Below are 18,295 nucleotides of genomic sequence, written 5' to 3' on the forward strand. Positions count from 1 at the left end.
TGCGAAGTGCTCCTTCTTTCGAACGTGACTTGCGGATGGGGGGCTTTCGGACTTTCGGCCTTTCGGCCTTTCGGAAAGAGACGTGCGGACTCGGGGTTGTGGACGTGGAGTTGCGGACTCGGACGTGCGAGGAGGGACTCAGGGGCTGAGGGCGCGCAGGTGATCGCGCAGCCCGGCACCGAACGCCGTGGGCGTACCGTCGTAGGCGGAGATCAGGGACGGCCCGGAGGAGCAGTCCCAGGTGTTCCAGGTCCAGCCCAGGTAGGACAGGCCACGGTCGTCGAACCACTTCATGACCTGGTCGATGAATCCGTGCGAGCAGGTGTTCTCGCCGATCTCCCCGGCCACCAGCGGCACCTGGGCCGCGACCGGGGCGAGGGTGGAGTTCCAGCAGCTCGCGCTGGAGCAGGTGTTGAAGTTGTAGACGTGGTAGGAGGCGCCCAGATTGCCGGTCGGGTCGCTGGGCCGGTAGGTGAGCCACTGGCCGAGGTCGTTGGAGTACGCGAGACCACCGGCGAGGATGACGTTCTTGGCCCCGGCACCGCGGATCGAGTCGACGAGACTCTGCATGCCGGCGACCTGGTACCCGATGCCCGGACAGGTGCCGCCGTCGCGCCAGCACTTCCAGGCGTCGGTGAGACTGGAGGTCGCCCGGTCCGGATAGGGCTCGTTGAACAGGTCGAAGACGACGGCCTGGTCACCCTTGAAGGTGCCGGCGACCGAGGACCAGAACGACGGGGTGTACTGGGCGTCGGGCATCGGCTTCTGGCAGGTGGCGTGGACGTCGGAGCAGCCCGCCGAGTTGCCGGTGTACTGGCCGTAGGTCCAGTGCAGTTCGACGATCGGGGTCATGCCGTGCGCCTCGACCCGGGCCACCAGCTCCTTGACCGCGTTGATGTAGTTGGCGCCCGCGTACTGCGGTTTGATGTTGGAAAGACCCAGCCAGCACTCCTCGTTGAGGGGGATACGGACGGCGTTCGCCTTCCAGTCGGCGATCGCCTTGATCGCGGCGTCGTCCACGGGGCCGTCCCAGATGCCGTAGCCCTGGACGCACATGAACTCGCCGCCGGAGCGGTTGACCCCGAGCAGCCGGCGATTCTTCCCGGCGGCGTCGACCAGCTTGCTGCCGGAGACGTGCAGGGCGGGTGCCTTGCCGTCACCGGTCGGCGGCGGATCCGTCGGAGGTGTGGACGGCTCCGAGTCGACGTTGCAGGTGGTGCCGTTGAGCTTGAACGCCGTCGGCACGGGATTGCTCCCCGACCTGGAGCCGAGGAAACCCGCGCTGACACTCGCGCCGGTGCCGAGCGAACCGTTGTAGCTCTCGTTGGCGGCGGTCACCGTCGTACCGGACTGGGACCACTTCGCATTCCAGCCCTGGGTGACCTTCTGACCGCCCGCGAAGTCGAAAGTGAGACTCCAACTGCTCATCGGAGCCTTGTTGTTGGTTATCTTCACGTCGCCCTGGAAGCCGGCGTCCCACTGATTGGTGACGGTGTACTCCACCGTGCACGCGGGTGCAGCTCCGTGCGCCGTGACGGCCGGCACGACCACGCTCCCGACGAGCGCGACCGCACCGGCGATGGCTAAAAGGACTGAACGCGGGGGGTGTCGCATGAGCGACTCCTTGCAGCTCTGGCGCGCCGTGACGGCCGCGTCGACTGATGGAATCGCTCCCACTGGTTCGAGTGAAGGTAGCGGCAAGTGACGGCGAAGGACAGAGGGGGCGCGAACTTTTGTCGAACTTCCTCAACTCAACACCTCTTAAAGGAGGTTGACCGGCGTCGAATCTTTTCGACTCTTCAAGGACCTTGACCCCCTGGACACCCGTCCGCACTATGGGAGCGCTCCCACTGGTTCACGGCTTGACGCTCCTCCCCCACCTCCCCCGAGCCGCAAGGAGGAACCAGCACATGCATCCCCGACGCAGACGCCGCGGCGCGCGGCGGCTGTGGACCGCCATCGTGGCGGCCCTCGCGCTTCCGCTCACCATGCTGTCGACGGGGTCGACCACCGCGCACGCGGCGGCCCTGCAGTGCAGCGTGGACTACAAGACCAACGACTGGGGCTCCGGCTTCACCGCGGATCTGACCATCACCAACCGCGGTACGGACGTCATCAACGGCTGGACCCTGACCTACGGCTACTCGGGCAACCAGAAGCTCAGCAACGGCTGGAACGGCATCTGGTCGCAGTCCGGCCAGACGATCACCGTGAAGAACGAGTCGTACAACGGGACGATCGCCGCCGGAAGCGCCGTGAACACCGGTGCCCAGTTCAGCTACAGCGGCACCAACACCGCGCCGACGAGCTTCGCGGTCAACGGCACCACCTGCGCCGGCGCGCATCAGCCCCCGGTGACGGTGCTGACCAGCCCGTCCGCGGGCGCGGTCTACAGCCAGGGCGCCGCCGTACCGCTCGCGGCGACCGCGGCGGCGGCCGACAACGCGAGCATCACCAAGATCGAATTCTACGACGACAAGACCCTGCTGGGCACGGACACGAGCGCGCCCTACTCGCTCTCGGTCTCCAATTTGAGCGTGGGCAGTCATTCGCTGGTGGCGAAGGCGTACGACAGCCTCGGCGCCTCCGCGGAGTCCACGCCGGTCGGCATCACGGTCGCCTCGGGTCCCGCGGTGGTCGCCTCGCCCACCCAGCTGGGTGTCCAGCAGGGCAAGTCGGGGACCTTCGACGTCAAGCTGTCGGGCCAGCCCAGTTCCAATGTGACGGTCGGGGTCACCCGTACCTCCGGCAACACGGGCCTGTCGGTGACCGGCGGTTCCTCGCTCACCTTCACACCGGCCAACTGGAACACCGCGCAGAAGGTGACCATCACCGCGGACTCCTCGGGCACCGGTTCGGCGGTCTTCACGGCCTCGGCGACCGGCTACACCAAGGCCACGGTCACCGTGACGGAGCTGGCCGCCTCGAAGACGTACGACGCCCGCTTCCTGGACCTGTACGGGAAGATCACCAACCCGGCGAACGGGTACTTCTCCCCCGACGGCATCCCCTACCACTCGGTGGAGACACTGATCGTGGAGGCGCCCGACCACGGCCACGAGACCACGTCGGAGGCGTACAGCTACCTCCTGTGGCTCCAGGCCATGTACGGCAAGGTGACGGGCGACTGGTCCAAGTTCAACGGCGCCTGGTCGATCATGGAGAAGTTCATGATCCCCACCCACGCCGACCAGCCGACCAACTCCTTCTACACCGCCTCCAAGCCGGCGACGTACGCGCCCGAGCTGGACACGCCCAACCAGTACCCGGCGAAGCTCGACTCCGGGGTGTCGGTGGGTCCTGACCCGATCGCGTCCGAGCTGAAGTCCGCCTACGGCACGGACGACATCTACGGCATGCACTGGATCGAGGACGTCGACAACGTCTACGGCTACGGCAACACGCCGGGCGGTCAGTGCGAGGCCGGCCCCACGGCCAAGGGACCGTCGTACATCAACACCTTCCAGCGCGGCGCCGAGGAGTCGGTCTGGGAGACGGTGCCGCAGACCACCTGCGACGCCTTCAAGTACGGCGGCAAGAACGGCTATCTGGACCTGTTCACCGGTGACGACTCCTACGCCAAGCAGTGGAAGTACACCGACGCCCCCGACGCCGACGCGCGCGCCGTCCAGGCCGCGTACTGGGCCGATCTGTGGGCCAAGGCGCAGGGCAAGGGAGCCGACGTGTCGGCCACCGTCTCCAAGGCGGCGAAGATGGGCGACTACCTGCGGTACTCGATGTACGACAAGTACTTCAAGAAGATCGGCAACTGTGTCGGGCCCTCCTCCTGCCCCGCCGGCACCGGCAAGGACGCCTCGCACTACCTGCTCTCCTGGTACTACGCCTGGGGCGGGGCGACCGACACCTCGGCGGGCTGGGCCTGGCGCATCGGCTCCAGCCACGTACACGGCGGCTACCAGAACCCGCTCGCCGCGTACGCGCTGAGCAGCAACGCCGCCCTGAAGCCCAAGTCGGCGACGGGCGTGGCGGACTGGAGCAAGTCGCTCCAGCGGCAACTGGAGTTCTACCGGTGGCTCCAGTCCTCCGAGGGCGCCATCGCGGGCGGCGCGACCAACAGCTGGCAGGGCCGTTACGCCACCCCGCCGGCCGGCACGTCGACCTTCTACGGCATGTACTACGACTGGCAGCCGGTCTACCACGACCCGCCGTCCAACCAGTGGTTCGGCTTCCAGGCCTGGTCGATGGAGCGGGTCGCCGAGTACTACCAGCAGACGGGTGACGCCGCCGCGAAGACGGTGCTCGACAAGTGGGTCAAGTGGGCGCTGTCCAAGACCACGGTCAACCCCAACGGCACCTTCCAGATCCCCTCCACGCTCCAGTGGTCGGGTCAGCCGGACACCTGGAACGCGTCCTCCCCCGGCTCCAACAGCGGGCTGCACGTCACCGTCGCCGACTACACCAACGACGTCGGTGTGGCCGCCGCGTACGCCAAGACCCTGACGTACTACGCCGCCAGGTCCGGGGACGCGCAGGCCAAGTCGACGGCGAAGGCGCTGCTGGACGGCATGTGGAACAACAACCAGGACAGCCTGGGCATCGCCGTCCCGGAGACCCGCACCGACTACAGCCGGTTCGGCGACAAGGTGTACGTGCCCAACGGCTGGACCGGCACGATGCCGAACGGCGACAAGATCGACTCCTCGTCGACGTTCGCCTCGATCCGTTCCTTCTACAAGAACGACCCGGCCTGGTCGAAGATCGAGTCCTACCTCAAGGGCGGCGCGGCCCCGGTCTTCACCTACCACCGGTTCTGGGCGCAGGCGGACATCGCCCTCGCCATGGGTTCGTACGCGGAGCTCCTCGAATAAGTCCCCGCTGAACGCTCCGTGTACCGGGGCCCGTCATCCGCCGACGGGACCCCGACCGGGCGGCTCCCTCACGGGGGGAGCCGCCCGGTCGTCACGTCCTTCCCGCTCCTGCCTCCTGCCTCCTGCCTCCTGCCTCCTGCCTCCTGCCTCCTGCCTGCTTCTCCCCCTGCCTCCTGCCCTCCGTCGAGAGGAGCCCCACCGTGCGAAGAACCCCCCGCACCGCCCGTGTCCTGACGGCCGTGTTCGCACTCGCCGCCGGACTGCTCGCCGGCGCCCCGTCCGCGGTGGCCCGGCCCGCCGCACCGACCGCGGTCGCGGCGGACACGTACACCTGGAAGAACGCCCGCATCGACGGGGGCGGCTTCGTCCCCGGCATCGTCTTCAACCGCAGTGAGAAGAACCTGGCCTACGCCCGCACCGACATCGGCGGCGCCTACCGCTGGCAGCAGTCGACGAAGACCTGGACCCCGCTGCTGGACTCGGTCGGCTGGGACGACTGGGGCCACACCGGCGTCGTCTCGCTCGCCTCCGACTCCGCCGTCCCCGACCGGGTGTACGCCGCCGTCGGCACGTACACGAACAGCTGGGACCCGGGCAACGGCGCCGTGCTGCGCTCCACCGACCGGGGCGCGAGCTGGAAGAAGGCCGACCTGCCGTTCAAGCTCGGCGGCAACATGCCGGGCCGCGGGATGGGCGAGCGGCTGGCGATCGACCCGAACAAGAACAGCGTGCTGTACCTGGGCGCGCCCAGCGGCAAGGGCCTGTGGCGGTCGACGGACTCGGGGGCGACCTGGTCGCGAGTCACGAGCTTCACCAACCCGGGCAACTACGCGCAGGACCCGAGCGACACGTCCGGCTACGCCAGCGACAACCAGGGCGTCGTCTGGGTCACCTTCGACGAGTCCACCGGCACCTCGGGCAACGCGACGAAGACCGTCTACGCCGGGGTCGCCGACAAGGACAACGCGGTGTACCGCTCGACGGACGCGGGCGCGACCTGGCAGCGGCTGGCGGGGCAGCCGACCGGGTACCTGGCCCACAAGGGCGTCCTGGACGCGAAGAACGGCTACCTGTATCTCGCCTACAGCGACACGGGCGGACCGTACGACGGCGGCAAGGGCCAGTTGTGGCGGTACGCGACCGCGACCGGCACCTGGACCAACATCAGCCCGGTCGCGGTGGCCGACACCTACTACGGCTTCAGCGGTCTGACGCTCGACCGGCAGCACCCCGGCACGGTCATGGCGACGGCCTACAGTTCCTGGTGGCCGGACACGCAGATCTTCCGCTCCACCAACAGCGGCGCGACCTGGACGCAGGCCTGGGACTACACGTCGTACCCGAACCGCTCCAACCGCTACACGATGGACGTGTCGTCCACGCCCTGGCTGACCTTCGGCACGAACCCCTCACCGCCCGAACAGGCCCCGAAACTCGGGTGGATGACGGAGGCGCTGGAGATCGACCCGTTCGACTCCAACCGGATGATGTACGGCACGGGCGCGACGATCTACGGCACCGAGAACCTCACCAAGTGGGACAGCGGCGGCCAGTTCGCGGTGCGCCCCATGGTGCAGGGCCTGGAGGAGACGGCGGTGAACGACCTGGCCTCCCCGCCCTCCGGAGCACCGCTGCTCAGCGCGCTGGGCGACCTCGGCGGTTTCCGGCACACGGATCTGGCGAAGGTCCCGTCGATGATGTTCACCTCCCCCACCTTCACCACGAGCACCAGTCTGGACTTCGCCGAGACGAACCCGAACACGGTGGTGCGGGTGGGCGACACGGACTCGGGCGCGCACATCGGGTTCTCGACCGACAACGGCGCCAACTGGTTCGCCGGCACCGACCCGTCGGGCGTGAGCGGCGGCGGGACGGTCGCGGCCGCCGCGGACGGCAGCCGGTTCGTCTGGAGCCCGGCGGGCACGGGCGTGCGGTACACGACGGGCTTCGGGTCCTCGTGGTCGGCGTCGGCCGGGATCCCGGCGGGCGCCGTCGTGGAGTCGGACCGGGTGGATCCGAAGACCTTCTACGGCTTCAAGTCGGGCAAGTTCTACGTGAGTTCGGACGGCGGCGCCACCTTCACCGCCTCGTCGGCCACGGGTCTGCCCAGCAGTGACAGCGTGCGCTTCAAGGCGCTGCCGGGCACGAAGGGCGACATCTGGCTGGCGGGCGGCGCGAGCGACGGCGCGTACGGGCTGTGGCACTCGACCAACAGTGGCGCGTCCTTCACCAAGCTGGCGGGCGTCGAGCAGGCCGACAGCATCGGCTTCGGCAAGGCGGCGAGCGGCGCCTCGTACCAGACGCTGTACACGAGCGCGAAGATCGGCGGGGTGCGGGGCATCTTCCGCTCCACCGACAAGGGCGCGAGCTGGACCCGGATCAACGACGACGCCCACCAGTGGGGTTGGACCGGCGCGGCGATCACGGGCGACCCCCGGGTCTACGGCCGCGTGTACGTCTCCACCAACGGCCGCGGCGTGATCTACGGCGACACCTCCGGCACCGGCGGCGGGGACACGGGCGGAGGAGACACGGGCGGTGGGGACTCGGGCGGAGGCACGACACCGCCGCCGGCCGGCCCCTGCGCGGTGACGTACAAGGTCACCAACCAGTGGACCGACGGCTTCCAGGCCGACGTCCAGCTGACCAACACCGGCTCCACGGCCTGGAACGACTGGTCGCTCACCTGGTCCTTCCCGAACGGGCAGAAGGTGACCCAGCTGTGGAACGCCGACTACTCCCAGTCGGGCGCGTCGGTGACGGCGCGGAACGTGAGCTGGAACGGCACCGTGGCGGCCGGTTCCTCGGTGGGCTTCGGCTTCACGGGGAACTGGTCGGGGACCAACGGCAGACCGGCCGCCTTCACGGTCGGCGGCCAGGCCTGCACGGTCTCCTGACGGGGGGAGGGGCGCGTGCCGGACGCGGCACGCGCCCCTTCGTGCGGGCCCGCCGGCTCACTGCTCCTTGCTTCCCCTCGCGGACACTCCCCCTCGCGCCCCTCCCCCTCCCTTACTCCTCTTTGCGGAACGCCCGCAGGGTGAAGACCGGGTCCGGGCGGCGGCGGTCCTGGTCGGGCAGGGCCGCCAGCCGTGCGGCGAAGGCGTCGGCGAGGGGTTCGCCCGGCGGCAGCGTGACGAACCAGCCGCGGCGCAGGTCGGCGATGGTGCTGCGGGGGCTGCGGCCCTGGTCGCGGCCCGGGAAGAGGGCGTGTCCGGCCGGGACCAGGCCGTACGCGGTGGCGTACTCGGTGACGAGGCCGGCGTCGTCGCGGGCCGGGCGGCGGGGCCGGGAGGCGAGTACGGCGTCGATGTCGCTGCCGACGTTGTGCGCGGCGGCCTTGTCGACCGTGGTGACGTACATCCCGCCGGGCCGGAGCACCCGGGCGCACTCGGCGACGATCGCCCGCGCGTCCTCGGGGCCGGGCGCCAGGTGCAGCAGCCACACGCTGGTGACGGCGTCGAACCGACCGTCGGGGAAAGGCAGGCTGCGGCTGTCGGCGAGCACGACGGCACCGGGCAGGCGTGCCCCGGCCTGCCGGGCCATCGCGGGTGCCCGGTCGACTCCGGTCACCCGCAGGCCGGCGCGGGCGGCGGCGAGGCGGCGGGTCACGATGCCGGTGCCGCAGCCCGCGTCGAGCAGTTCGCGCGTCTGTCGCGGCACGAAGCCGAGGACGGCCTCCGCCGCGGCCTCCGCTCTCGGCTCGCCGCCGCGCGAGGCGTCGTAGCGCTCGGCTTCCTCGTCGTAGTCCAGCACGCGGATCCCCCCACCCCGTCCCGGCGGCGGCTCAGCTCGCCCCGTGTCCCGGTGCGAGGTCCTGCACCCGGTGGGCGAGTTCGAAGTCCTTCTCGGTGACGACGCCGCCCGCGCTGTGGGTGTTCACGCTGAGCGAGAGCGTGTTGTACCCCAGGGTCAGGTCGGAGTGGTGGTTGAGCTCCTCCTGCACCTGGGCGACGTGCACGACCATCGCCGTCGCCGCGAAGTGCGAACCGAGCCGGAAGGAGCGGGTGAGGCGGTCCCCGTCGACGGACCAGCCGGGCAGTTCGGCCAGCCGGTCCTCGATCTCCTTGGGCGACAGCGGTGCGACGGGCATGGGACCGGCTCCCTTCCTGGACCTCTCCTGGACCTCGCGCTCCCGTTCAGACTGCCACAGGAGGGCCGCCGCGTCCCGGGCGGGAACCGGCCCCCGGCTCAGCCGGCCACGCACTCGGCCGCGAGGTCGTCCGCCAGGGTGGCGATCCTGGCGCGGCCCTCGACGTGTTCCACCCAGGCGTGCGGCAGGCCGTGGTCGCCGTGCCGGGCGCCGAGGATGTTTCCGCAGATGGAGCCGGTGGAGTCGCTGTCACCCGAGTGGTTGACGGCGAGCAGCAGGGCGTCCTCGACGGTCGGGGCGGCCAGGGCGCTGTAGACGCCGATGGCGAGGGCCTCCTCGGCGACCCATCCGGCGCCGAGCCGCTGAAGCCTCTCGGGCGTCGGAGTGCCCTGTGCGGCCAGGTCGAGGGCCTGCTCCAGAGCGGCGCTGGTCTCCTCGTGCCCGGTGGAGGTCCCCCCTGTCCGAGCGGAGCCGTGAGCTTCGGGGCGGGCGAGCAGCCGCAGCGCGCGCAGGACCGCGCCCTCGACGGAGTCCCCGGACACGAGGTACGCGACGATCGCGGCGAGCGCGCCGGCCGCGTAGTAACCGGTGGGGTGGCCGTGGGTCGTCTGGGCGCACCGGGCGGCCATGCCGAAGGCGGTGGCGGGGTCGGTGCGGGTCAGCCCGAAGGGCGCCGAGCGCATCACGGCGCCGCAGCCCTTGGAGTCGGAGTTGACCGGGCCGGGCAGGCCGAGTTCGGCCGCCGGATCGGGCACGAAGTCCTGGGCGAGCCCGGACAGGCAGGCGTTTCCGGGGGCGCGGCGGGCGTACAGCCACCGTTCGGTGATCAGTCCGCCGCGCGGACCCTCGTAGGAACCCCCGGAGGGCCCGGCCATCTCGCTGTCCTCGGGGCCCTGCCTGCGCTGGGTCTCCAGCCAGCGCTCGTAGGCCCAGCGCACCAGGCGGGGCCAGCCGCCGCCGATGCCCCGCAGCCGCTCGCGCTCGTGGGCCTGGCGCAGGCCCTCCACGGTGAACAGGGTCATCTGGGTGTCGTCGGTGATACGGCCCACCACGCCGTCCCCGTCGGGCACCAGGCCGGTCACGCCGCGCGGGCCGTGCACGGCGCGGATCCGGTCCAGGGAGTCGAACTCCACCGGATTGCCGAGGGCGTCCCCGACGGCGCCGCCCAGCAGGCAGCCGCGCACTCTGGCGCGGTACACCGCCGTCGCCTCCCAGGACGGCTTCCACGGCTCGGTCATACGCCCCCTCCTCGACTACGGTCGTGCGTATGGCCATTGTCGCGTCCGGCACCACCGCGTCCCCCACCGCCCCCGCGGCCCGGGGCGTGGGCCCGCTGCTGCGGTCCTGGCGGGAGCGGCGGCGGATCAGCCAGCTCGAACTGGCGCTGCGCGCCGACTCCTCGGCCCGGCACATCAGCTTCGTCGAGACCGGACGGTCCCGGCCGAGCGAGGAGATGGTGCTGCGGCTGGCGGAGCACCTGGAGGTGCCGGTGCGGGAGCGCAACGCCCTGCTGCTGGCCGCCGGTTACGCCCCGAGGTACCGGCAGACCCCGCTGGACGACCCGGCGCTCGGCCCGCTGCGCGAGGGCCTGGAGCGGCTGATCCGGGGATACGAGCCGTATCCGGCGCTGGTGGTCGACGCGACGTACGACGTGGTGAGCGCCAACCGGGGCATCACGATGCTGCTGGAGGGCATCCCGGAGCGGCTGCTCGCCGCGCCGCTGAACGCGATGCGGCTGACCCTGCACCCGGACGGTCTGGCGCCGCGCATCCGCAATCTGCGCGAGTGGCGCGCTCACCTGCTCGCCCAGATGGAGCGGCAGGTCGCGCTGCACCGCTCGGCCGCGCTGTGCGAACTGTACGACGAGGTGGCGGCCTACCCGGTGCCGCGGAGCGCTCCGGAGACGGCTGAGCCGTCCGGGCGGGCACCGTACTTCGCGCTGCCGATGCGGATCGAGCACGACGGGCGGGTACTGTCGTTCGTCTCCTCCATCTCCACCTTCAACACGCCCATGGACGTGACGGTGGCGGAACTGGCGATCGAGACGTTCCTGCCCGCCGATCCGGACACCGTCGAGTACCTTCACTCGTCGTGGGCGGGAAAGAGCCGGGAGGCGTGGCGTGAGTGAGCGGCGGGCGGCGCCCACCGTGGGCCAGGTGGTGCTCGGCAGACGGCTTCAGGAGCTGCGGGAGAAGGCCGGGCTGGGACGCGAGGCGGCCGCGCGCGTCCTGCGGGTGGCCCCCGCGACGGTACGGCGGATGGAGACGGCCGAGGTCGCCCTGAAGATCCCGTACGTGCAGATGCTGCTGAGCGCCTACGGGGTGGGCGACGAGGCGGCCGCCGCGTTCGTCGCGCTGGCCGAGGAGGCCAACGCGCCGGGCTGGTGGCAGCGGTTCCACGACGTGCTGCCGGAGTGGTTCAGCCTGTATGTGAGCCTGGAGGGCGCCGCCCGGCTGATCCGCTCCTACGAGCCGCACTTCGTGCCGGGACTGCTCCAGACGGAGGGCTACGCGCGGGCGGTGCTGGAGGCGGGGACGGTCGGGCAGCGCAGGCCGGACGCGGTCGAGCGGCACGTGTCCCTGCGGATGGCCCGGCAGCAGCTGCTGGAGCGGGCCGATCCGCCGCACCTGTGGGTGATCATCGACGAGACGGTGCTGCGGCGGCCGGTGAGCGACCGCCCCGAGGTGATGCGCGAGCAGCTCGACAAGCTGCTCCACTACACCGAGCGGGACCGGGTGACGGTGCAGGTCGCCGAGTTCGCGCGGGGACCGCACGCGGGGACGTACGCGCCGTTCTCGCTGTTCCGCTTCGCCGAGCCGGAGCTGCCCGACCTGGTCTACACCGAGTACCTGACCGGCGCCCTGTACCTGGACTCCCGCACGGAGATCTCCGCGCACCTGGAGGTCCTGGACCGCATGACGGCCGCCGCCGCCACCGCCGAGCAGACCCGCAAGCTGCTGCGGAAGTACCGCGAGAACCTGTGAACCGCGCCGCCGGCGACCTGTGTTCCCAGTGCTGTGACCGGAAAGGTTCACCGGCTCGCGACGCCCGGCACGGCACTAGGGCCTCTCGTTTGGATCATGCCGGGCTCGCGGGCCCTGGCACCGTGCCTCGCCGTGTTGTCGTCGGTTGGCAGGGCTCCGCCCTGCCGCTCTCCTCCGCCTTGCGATGCACGGCACCAGACCCCGCTCCCTGATCCGGCTTGATCCAAACGAAAGACCCTAGGCCGCTCCGCCCCTGGTGTCGCGTTCGTCGTCGACGATCTCCGCGTCCACCACCGTGTCCTCGTCGGGCGGTGCCGTCTGCCGTCCGGTGCTCTCCGTGCCGCTCTGCTGCGCCTGGGCGTACATCGCCTGGCCCATCCGCTGGCTGACGGAGGCCAGTTTGTCGATGGCCGTGCGCAGCGCGGGGGTCTCCGCCTGCTGCTCCAGGAGGGCCTTCACCTCGGCGGCGGCGGCCTCGACCTCCGACTTGGTGTCGGCGGGCACGCGGTCGCCGTTGTCACGGAGGAAGTTCTCCGTCTGGTAGACGAGCTGCTCGGCCTGGTTGCGGGTCTCGGCGGTCTCCCGGCGCTTGCGGTCCTCCTCGGCGTACTGCTCGGCCTCCCGCATCATGCGGTCGATGTCGTCCTTGGGCAGCGCGGAGCCGCCGGTCACGGTCATCTTCTGCTCGCGGCCGGTGGCGAGGTCCTTGGCCGAGACGTGCATGATCCCGTTGGCGTCGATGTCGAAGGCGACCTCGATCTGCGGCACTCCGCGCGGGGCGGGCGGCAGACCGGTGAGGTCGAAGACGCCGAGCTTCTTGTTGTACGCGGCGATCTCACGTTCGCCCTGGTAGACCTGGATGCCGACCGAGGGCTGGTTGTCGGTGGCGGTGGTGAAGATCTCCGAACGCCGGGTCGGGATCGTGGTGTTGCGCTCGATGAGCTTGGTCATGATGCCGCCCTTGGTCTCGATGCCGAGGGACAGCGGGGTGACGTCGAGGAGGAGGACGTCCTTGACGTCGCCGCGGATCACGCCCGCCTGGAGGGCGGCGCCCACGGCCACCACCTCGTCGGGGTTGACGCCCTTGTGCGGGTCCTTGCCGGTCAGCTCCCGCACCAGGTCGGTCACGGCCGGCATCCGGGTGGAGCCGCCGACGAGGATCACGTGGTCGACGGCCGGGAGCTTGATGCCCGCATCCTTGACGGCCTGGTGGAAGGGCTTGCGGCAGCGGTCCAGCAGATCGGCGGTGAGCTCCTGGAACTGGGCCCGGGTCAGCTTCTCGTCCAGGTGCAGCGGGCCCTCGGCGGAGGCCGTGATGTAGGGCAGGTTGATCGTCGTCTCGGAGGACGACGACAGCTCGATCTTGGCCTTCTCGGCGGCCTCGCGCAGCCGCTGCACCGCCATCTTGTCCTTGCCGAGGTCGACGCCGTACTGGCCCTTGAACCGCTTGACCAGGTGCTCGACGACCCGTTGGTCCCAGTCGTCGCCGCCGAGGTGGGTGTCGCCGTTGGTGGCCTTGACCTCGATGACGCCGTCGCCGATCTCCAGCAGGGAGACGTCGAAGGTGCCGCCGCCGAGGTCGAAGACGAGCACGGTCTGCTCCTCGCCCCGGTCCAGGCCGTAGGCGAGCGCGGCGGCCGTCGGCTCGTTGATGATCCTCAGGACCTTCAGTCCTGCGATCTCCCCGGCCTCCTTCGTCGCCTGCCGCTGGGCGTCGTCGAAGTACGCCGGCACGGTGATCACCGCGTCCGTGACGTCCTCGCCGAGGTAGGCCTCCGCGTCCCGCTTCAGCTTCTGCAGGACGCGCGCGGACAGCTCCTGCGCCCGGTAGCGGGTGCCGTCGACGGAGCCCTGGTCCGGGAAGCGCCAGTTCGCGTCCCCCATGTGGCGCTTGACCGAGCGTGCGGTGCGCTCCACGTTCGTCACCGCCTGCCGCTTGGCCACCTCGCCGACGAGTACCTCGCCGTTCTTGGCGAACGCCACGACCGACGGCGTGGTGCGCGCGCCCTCGGCGTTGGCGACGACGGTGGGGTCGCCGCCTTCCAGCAGGGCCACCACCGAGTTCGTCGTCCCGAGATCGATCCCGACCGCACGTGCCATCTTCGTCCCCTTCCGGGCGCCTCCTGCTCTCCAGCACAAAACTTGAGTGCGCCGTTGTCAATGCCGCGTACCCGCCGGCTGCCGCTCTACCCGGGAACACCGATGCCGCGCCCGGGACGAGGGGCGCGGCACCGTCGGACGTGGGTCTCGCCTCAGGCGAGCTTCGCGTCCAGGGTGATCGTCGTACCGGTCAGGGCCTGGCTGACCGGGCAGTTCTTCTTGGCTTCCTCGGCCGCGGCGACGAACGCGTCGTTGTCGATGCCGGGGACCGTGCCCTCGACGCTGAGGTGAATGCCCGTGATGCCCTCGCCCGGCTGGAAGGTGACGTCCGCCTTCGTCCGCAGGGTGGTGGGCGGGGTGCCGGCGCCGGCGAGGCCGTGCGACAGCGCCATGGAGAAGCAGCTGGAGTGGGCGGCTGCGATCAGCTCCTCGGGGCTGGTCTTCCCGTTCGCCTGCTCGGCGCGCGACGGCCAGGACACCGGCTGCTGGCCGATGCCGGAGGAGTCGAAGGTGACGACGCCGTTGCCCTCGAGCAGGTTGCCTTCCCAGACGGTGTGAGCGGTGCGCGTGGTTGCCACGGTTGGTTCCATACCTTTCGCCAGGGTTCCCGTTGCCGGGGTTCCGTAACCGCCATCCGATCACATCCGCGCCGCGCACAACCACCGAGCGGGCCGCGACCTGCCGGAGAAGGTGTGTGAATCGCCTGCCGGACGGCGGGGGTAGGCCCTACAGTCCGTTTCATGGTCGAACTCTTCCAAGTCCTCGGGGGAATCGCGGGATTTGGTGGAATCGCTCTCGGTGTCCTGTACCTGCTCTACCGGGACCTCGTGCGCGACATCATCCGCAGGCGGATGTTCCGGACGCTCACGTCAACGCAGGCGACCGCCCTGTTCGGGGCCGTGGTCGTGCTGGCCTTCGCCGTGGCGATCCTCGGGATCTTCGCCACCCTCGCCGAAAGCACGGGTGTCCGGCAGTTCCTGGTCCTCGTGGGCATGCTGCTGCTGTTCCTGCTGGCGGTGCTGTTCCTCGCGGTGCGCGTGGTCACCGGCCCGGCCGCCCGCGCGAAGGCCGGCGGCGGCAGCGGTGCGGAGCGCAGGCTCACCACGGTGCGCCGGCACGTCGAGAGCGGGGAGGCCGACCAGGCGGAGCGCGCCCTGGAGGCGTCCCGGCTGAACCGCGAGTCGTCCGTGTTCTGGTACTGGAAGGCCAGGATCGCGCTGGTCCGGTCCAACCTCGACGTGGCGTACGGCTATGTCGAGGAGGCGCTGAAGCTGGACGGCCGGGACCCGTACTGCATCGCGCTGAAGATAGAGCTGCTTCTGCTGGCGGGCGACCCCGACCGGCGTGACCGGGCCGCGCGGCTGTCGGTGGAGAGCACCGGCTTGAGCCGCGAACTCGACGCGTGGCTGCGTCAGTTGCGGGCCGAGGGAATGTTCGACGGTGGGGTGCGCACCCGCACGGAGCTCGAGGCGCGGTGCCCGCTTCCCACCCGTACCACGGAGGATGCCCATGCGGAGTGAGCGGAGCAGGCACGGGGAGCGGCGGAAGGCGGTCCTCTTCCTCCCGTCGGCCACCGCCGCCGGCGGGGACGCCGGCGGTGGGGACGCCGGCGGTGGGTCGTATGGGTCGTACCACGAACCGGAGGAGGCGCTGAGGGAGGCGCTGACCGCCGCGGCCGAGGCGGACCTGCTCCCGGTTTCTCCGCCGACCCGCTCGGCGGAGGAGGCCGACGCGCTCCTCGCCCGGCACCCGGACGCGGTGCTCCTGATCCACCCCGGCGGTCGTATCCCGCGCGACGCGCGCCCCCGGCCGGGCGGCGCGCTGTGGCAACTCCTGCGCTGTGGAGCAGGACTTCGGCTGTGCGAACCGGCCACGGTGGCGGAGGCCTCTTTACCGGAAGGCGCGTTGCGCCCGGAGGGGGCCTCTCGCGTGGAGGGTGCCTCGTCGGCGGCGGGGGCGTCGTCCTCGGAGGAGTCGTCGCTCCCACCGGGTGCCCCGCTTCCGGGCGGCCCGGCCGCGCCGGGGCCCATGGGCCCGGACGACGAGGACCGGCTGGCGCTGCTGGTGGTGGAGCTGCCCCGGGAGGGGGCTCCGGCCGCGGCCGGGCGGGCGGTACGCGCCGAGCGTGCGCCGCTGTGCCGGGACTTCGCGGCCCGCATCGGACTGCCGGCCGGGCCGGTGCTCGCGGAGAGCGCCGAGGACTGGGCGGTGGAGCTGCACAGGGCCGTGCGCCGGAACCTGACACTGACGGCGGTCGTGCACCCCGGGATCGTCCCGCCCGCCCCGGACGGCCCGGACGCCCTGTTGTGGGGATGGCTGCGGGCGGGTCACGAGATCCGGTCGGCGTTCGCCCCGCTCGACGGGCGGTTCTCCCTGCGGCGGTCGGGGGCGACGTCCTACCGGGAACTCGGCAGCACCTACCTCGGCCGTCTGAGCGCTCCGCCTCCGGACGCGGACGAGGCCGACCGGCTCTTCCCCGCCTCCCTCGACAGGGAGATCCGAGCACCCGGGCAGCACGCCGCGCAACCTCCGCCGGGCTCCCACGAGCCCACCGGGCCACCGCCGTCCGGCGAGGACCACACGTTCGTCCACCATCCCGGCCCCTTCCAGACGGGCCCCGAATCGGCGGCGGCCAATGTTCTCGGTACCGCCGCGCAACGGCGCACCATCAGCCATGACGCCCAGCCGGCCGGCCGTCGCCCGCCCCTGTTCCGCCGCACCGGCCGGCCCCTCCCCCACGACGGACTCTTCATCCGCCGCAACAGCGCCTTCGGCACCCGTTCCCCCCTCGGCGTGCGGGATCTCATCGAGCAGGGCGTGATCATCGGGCAGGAGCAGATCCGGTTCGACGACTTCGTGGCGGCCCGCACCGAGCAGGTGCCCGGTCCCCCGCCCGGCCGGGCCGTCGGCGTCAGCCACGGGCTGGCGGCCGCGCAGGGCGAGTTCAGGGCCGACGAGGCGACGACCCACTTCCTGGAGATCACCCTCAAGGCGGGCGAGGCACCCCCGGAGGACGCCCCCGCCGAGCCGCTTCCGGTGAACTTCGTCTTCGTCGTGGACACCAGCGGCTCGATGCACGGCGAGAAGCTCGACTGCGTCAAGGCGGCCCTGCAGACCCTCTACGACCGACTGCGGCCGACGGACTGCCTGGGCGTCATCACCTTCGAGCACCACGTCCGCACGGTGCTGCCCGCCACCGCCAAGCGGGAGCTGCCGCGCGAGCGCTTCGCCCAGGTGGTGGCCGGGCTGAGAGCCGGCGGCGGCACGGACATCAACCTCGGTGTGCAGTACGGCATCGACGAGATCGGCCGGAACGCCCTCGGCGGGCGCACGGTCAACTGCCTGTACCTCTTCTCCGACGGCGGCCCGACCTCCGGCGAACGGGACTGGGTCCGGATCCGCACGAACATCGCGGCCAAGCTCCGCGGCGACCTCACCGTGTCGTGCTTCGGCTTCGGCTCCGACGCCCGGATGCCCGAACTGGCGGCGCTGGCCGGGCTGGCCGGCGGTCACGCGACGTTCGTCACCCGTCCCGAGCAGGTGGGCACGGACCTGCTCGCCGACCTCAAGCGGCGCGACCATCTGGCCGCCATCGACATCCAGCTCCGCCTCGACATCGCCCCGGACGTGGAGATCCGCCACCTGTACGGCCACGACCTGATCACCGACCCGCGCGCCCGGGCGGCGGTGCTGCGGGAGGCGGCCCAGGCGGCCGAGCGCGCACGGCAGGACTACGGCGCCGAGGCCCTCCCGGACCTCATCGCCGAAGAGACCGGCATCCGCATCTTCGCGCCCGACCTCGCGTTCGGGGAGACGTACTGGATCGTCCTCGAACTGACCGTGCCGCCGGGCCGCGAGCCGCACCCCCTGGGCACCGGGGCCGTGCAGTACGTCGACACCGTCACGCGCGAGGGACACCGGCACGAACTCGGGCTGGCCGCGGACCTCACCCTCACCGAGGAGACCGTGGCCGTGCACGCGATGGGCCTGTGGACCAGCGAGGTCACCTTCCACGCGCTGGACGACCTGTACGACCGCGACCGCGACGCGGCGACGAAGCGCCTGAAACAGCACATCCAGGTGCTGCGGGCCGCGCACAGCCGGCTGCCGGCACGGGAGTTCCGCGACGACCAGGTCACCCTCCAGAAGCTGATCACGCTGACCGGCTCGCTGGACACGGTGGTGTCGTTCAGCGACCAGCCGCACGGACCGGGCGGCATGGCGCCCGCGGTCATGATGATGAGCGACTTCGGCCGGGTCCGCTCGGGCTTCTGGCCGCACCACTGACCGGC

At 71.1% G+C, this 18,295-nt stretch carries 12 protein-coding genes; 6 read left to right on the top strand and 6 right to left on the bottom strand.

Translation table 11 applies throughout. The annotated features are described in order from the left end of the window. Positions 1-138: 138 nt before the first annotated feature. Positions 139-1,614: a cellulose binding domain-containing protein gene (locus tag TNCT6_RS04220; protein WP_172632801.1), complete on the bottom strand. Its 1,476-nt coding sequence runs from the start codon at positions 1,612-1,614 to the stop codon at positions 139-141. A gap of 296 nt (positions 1,615-1,910) precedes the next feature. Here TNCT6_RS04220 and TNCT6_RS04225 point away from each other — a divergent pair, with 296 nt between their 5' ends. Next, positions 1,911-4,829, top strand: a complete 2,919-nt coding sequence (locus TNCT6_RS04225; protein WP_141356685.1) for a glycoside hydrolase family 48 protein — start codon at positions 1,911-1,913, stop codon at positions 4,827-4,829. 200 nt (positions 4,830-5,029) lie between these two features. Further along, the gene (locus TNCT6_RS04235; protein WP_141356689.1) at positions 5,030-7,726 is read left to right on the top strand and encodes a cellulose binding domain-containing protein; all 2,697 of its coding nucleotides are present in this window, start codon (positions 5,030-5,032) and stop codon (positions 7,724-7,726) included. A 112-nt stretch (positions 7,727-7,838) separates the two neighbouring features. Here TNCT6_RS04235 and TNCT6_RS04240 read toward each other — a convergent pair whose 3' ends face one another. From TNCT6_RS04240 to TNCT6_RS04250, 3 genes are all read right to left on the bottom strand, one after another. Continuing rightward, entirely contained in the window at positions 7,839-8,582 is a 744-nt protein-coding gene (locus TNCT6_RS04240) for a class I SAM-dependent methyltransferase (RefSeq protein ID WP_141356691.1), read from the bottom strand. A 31-nt stretch (positions 8,583-8,613) separates the two neighbouring features. Continuing rightward, positions 8,614-8,919 carry a 4a-hydroxytetrahydrobiopterin dehydratase gene (locus TNCT6_RS04245; RefSeq protein WP_141356693.1) on the bottom strand — a complete coding sequence of 102 codons (306 nt, stop codon included), beginning with the start codon at positions 8,917-8,919 and terminating at the stop codon, positions 8,614-8,616. Positions 8,920-9,017: 98 nt separating this feature from the next. Continuing rightward, on the bottom strand, positions 9,018-10,157 hold the full coding sequence (locus TNCT6_RS04250) for an ADP-ribosylglycohydrolase family protein (RefSeq protein WP_141356695.1): 1,140 nt from the start codon (positions 10,155-10,157) through the stop codon (positions 9,018-9,020). A 29-nt stretch (positions 10,158-10,186) separates the two neighbouring features. Between TNCT6_RS04250 and TNCT6_RS04255 the strand changes: the two genes are divergently transcribed. Together TNCT6_RS04255 and TNCT6_RS04260 are read left to right on the top strand one after the other, a co-directional pair. Beyond that, positions 10,187-11,047, top strand: coding sequence for a helix-turn-helix domain-containing protein (locus TNCT6_RS04255; protein WP_141356697.1), 861 nt, complete (start codon positions 10,187-10,189; stop codon positions 11,045-11,047). Beyond that, positions 11,040-11,903: a helix-turn-helix transcriptional regulator gene (locus TNCT6_RS04260; protein ID WP_141356699.1), complete on the top strand. Its 864-nt coding sequence runs from the start codon at positions 11,040-11,042 to the stop codon at positions 11,901-11,903. Before TNCT6_RS04255 ends, TNCT6_RS04260 begins: the two co-directional genes overlap by 8 nt. Positions 11,904-12,140: 237 nt before the next feature. On the opposite strand, the gene dnaK is transcribed toward TNCT6_RS04260, so the two are convergent. Both dnaK and TNCT6_RS04270 read right to left on the bottom strand, forming a co-directional pair. After that, the gene (gene dnaK, locus TNCT6_RS04265; protein ID WP_141356701.1) at positions 12,141-14,003 is read right to left on the bottom strand and encodes a molecular chaperone DnaK; all 1,863 of its coding nucleotides are present in this window, start codon (positions 14,001-14,003) and stop codon (positions 12,141-12,143) included. Between the two features lie 152 nt (positions 14,004-14,155). Then, positions 14,156-14,581, bottom strand: coding sequence for an OsmC family protein (locus TNCT6_RS04270; protein ID WP_141356703.1), 426 nt, complete (start codon positions 14,579-14,581; stop codon positions 14,156-14,158). Between the two features lie 162 nt (positions 14,582-14,743). Here TNCT6_RS04270 and TNCT6_RS04275 point away from each other — a divergent pair, with 162 nt between their 5' ends. Both TNCT6_RS04275 and TNCT6_RS04280 read left to right on the top strand, forming a co-directional pair. Then, positions 14,744-15,523: a type IV pilus biogenesis/stability protein PilW gene (locus TNCT6_RS04275; RefSeq protein WP_253266022.1), complete on the top strand. Its 780-nt coding sequence runs from the start codon at positions 14,744-14,746 to the stop codon at positions 15,521-15,523. Then, positions 15,513-18,290 (top strand): VWA domain-containing protein, encoded by a 2,778-nt coding sequence (locus TNCT6_RS04280; protein WP_141356705.1) that lies wholly within the window; start codon positions 15,513-15,515, stop codon positions 18,288-18,290. Before TNCT6_RS04275 ends, TNCT6_RS04280 begins: the two co-directional genes overlap by 11 nt. Positions 18,291-18,295: the final 5 nt, after the last annotated feature.

The sequence above is a fragment of the Streptomyces sp. 6-11-2 genome (assembly GCF_006540305.1).
In the GTDB taxonomy this organism is placed as follows: domain Bacteria; phylum Actinomycetota; class Actinomycetes; order Streptomycetales; family Streptomycetaceae; genus Streptomyces.

What these genes read in the sequence shown, in the direction of transcription:
- TNCT6_RS04220 (WP_172632801.1), bottom strand. Translation starts at nt 1,614, where the DNA reads ATGCGACACCCCCCGCGTTCAGTCCTTTTAGCCATCGCCGGTGCGGTC.
- TNCT6_RS04245 (WP_141356693.1), bottom strand. Translation starts at nt 8,919, where the DNA reads ATGCCCGTCGCACCGCTGTCGCCCAAGGAGATCGAGGACCGGCTGGCC.
- TNCT6_RS04280 (WP_141356705.1), top strand. Translation starts at nt 15,513, where the DNA reads ATGCGGAGTGAGCGGAGCAGGCACGGGGAGCGGCGGAAGGCGGTCCTC.
- TNCT6_RS04250 (WP_141356695.1), bottom strand. Translation starts at nt 10,157, where the DNA reads ATGACCGAGCCGTGGAAGCCGTCCTGGGAGGCGACGGCGGTGTACCGC.
- dnaK (WP_141356701.1), bottom strand. Translation starts at nt 14,003, where the DNA reads ATGGCACGTGCGGTCGGGATCGATCTCGGGACGACGAACTCGGTGGTG.
- TNCT6_RS04225 (WP_141356685.1), top strand. Translation starts at nt 1,911, where the DNA reads ATGCATCCCCGACGCAGACGCCGCGGCGCGCGGCGGCTGTGGACCGCC.
- TNCT6_RS04275 (WP_253266022.1), top strand. Translation starts at nt 14,744, where the DNA reads ATGGTCGAACTCTTCCAAGTCCTCGGGGGAATCGCGGGATTTGGTGGA.
- TNCT6_RS04255 (WP_141356697.1), top strand. Translation starts at nt 10,187, where the DNA reads ATGGCCATTGTCGCGTCCGGCACCACCGCGTCCCCCACCGCCCCCGCG.